Origin of the sequence: Haemophilus parainfluenzae (assembly GCF_003252725.1) — a bacterium.
Taxonomy (GTDB): Bacteria; Pseudomonadota; Gammaproteobacteria; order Enterobacterales; family Pasteurellaceae; genus Haemophilus_D; species Haemophilus_D parainfluenzae_L.
This window is the reverse complement of the sequence record NZ_QEPO01000031.1, coordinates 1-562: the sequence shown is the minus strand read 5'-3', so window position 1 is coordinate 562 and position 562 is coordinate 1. Positions and strand designations below refer to the sequence as shown.

General features: G+C 41.3%; 2 tRNA genes and 1 rRNA gene. All 3 read right to left on the bottom strand.

Annotated elements, in window-relative coordinates:
• Positions 1-199: 199 nt before the first annotated feature.
• Positions 200-275: transfer RNA gene (locus DPV85_RS09910), tRNA-Ala, on the bottom strand.
• A gap of 53 nt (positions 276-328) precedes the next feature.
• Positions 329-405: transfer RNA gene (locus DPV85_RS09905), tRNA-Ile, on the bottom strand.
• 82 nt (positions 406-487) lie between these two features.
• Positions 488-562, bottom strand: a 16S ribosomal RNA gene (locus DPV85_RS09900); the annotation flags it as partial.

The window sequence follows — 562 nt, the reverse complement described above, 5'->3', positions numbered from 1 at the left end:
AACTAAATACTTGATTGCTTTTGTTCAATCAAGATTTTTTCTTACTCAGACTTTTTCTTATCCTTTAAAAAGGACTTGAAAGTCTCTTCAGTTTTTCAGCTTGTTTCCTGGTTGTTAAAGAACAGAAATAACATTTTCAGTTATCATCGTTAAATAAACTCATTAAGTATAAAAACTCAATTTACTTAACGATGATAAGTGGTGGAGATAAGCGGGATCGAACCGCTGACCTCCTGCGTGCAAGGCAGGCGCTCTCCCAGCTGAGCTATATCCCCATGTCATCGTTTATTTATTACCTTATTCACCTTCATCACTCACTCAGTTTGAGTGGTGGGTCTGAGTGGACTTGAACCACCGACCTCACCCTTATCAGGGGTGCGCTCTAACCACCTGAGCTACAGACCCAAGGGAATAACGGCTTTCTGTTCGATATTGTCTACAATATATCAATCAATCTGTGTGGACACTTATTGTCTCTCGTTTTTGGTAAGGAGGTGATCCAACCGCAGGTTCCCCTACGGTTACCTTGTTACGACTTCACCCCAGTCATGAATCATACCGT